General features: G+C 79.3%; 1 protein-coding gene. It reads right to left on the bottom strand.

The annotated features are described in order from the left end of the window. The coding region (locus tag AX737_RS08170) for a triphosphoribosyl-dephospho-CoA synthase (RefSeq protein ID WP_245293412.1) at positions 1–465 on the bottom strand (465 nt) is incomplete at its 3' end. Between the last annotated feature and the right edge of the window lie 197 nt (positions 466–662).

Here is a 662-nt window from a genome sequence, read left to right as displayed (position 1 = left end):
CCCGGCGGCCGCCTCGGCCGGCGCGCCGCCGATCCGGTGGCGACGCCGCGCGCGGGCGCCCGGCGCGTGCAGGAGTTCCGGCCCGCCGAGGATCCCCGCCGCGTGGCGCTCGCGCACGTGGGCGCCGAGCGCGCCCGCGGGCAGCGGGCCGGGCCCGAGCGCGCCCGCGGCGGCGGCGAGGAGGCCCAGGCCGAAGATCGCCCCCCGATGGGTGTTCACGCCGCCCGTCGCCGCTCGCATCGCGGCCTCCGCCTCGAGGCCGATACGGCGCAGCGCCGGCATGGCGAGCCCCGCCGCCCCGGCGCGGGCCAGCGCGGCGAAATGGGGTTCGAGGGCGGAGGCGCTCGCCGCGAAGGTCGCCGCGTCCATGTCGGCGTGGCTGCCGCTGTCGACCCGGCTGACGAGGCCGGGCTTCGGGTAGGTGTCGAGTTCGAGCCGCAGCGCCGCGACGGCGAGCGCGGCCAGGTGCGCGCTGGGCGCTACCGCCCCCCTCCCCCCTCTGCGGGGGAGGGTACCCTGCGAAGCAGGGGTGTCGGGACGAAGTCCCGCAGAGAGGGGAACGACGGTGCAGGATCGGGCTGGACCCAGCGTGAGAGCCGCCTCCCTTCCGGAAGCCGGGTTCCCCTCTCCCGACCCGGCCTTACGGCCGGCCCACCCTCCCC

This window comes from Methylobacterium sp. CCH5-D2 (genome assembly GCF_001556475.1).
In the GTDB taxonomy this organism is placed as follows: Bacteria; Pseudomonadota; Alphaproteobacteria; order Rhizobiales; family Beijerinckiaceae; genus Methylobacterium; species Methylobacterium hispanicum.
This window is presented reverse-complemented; position numbering and strand designations above follow the sequence as displayed.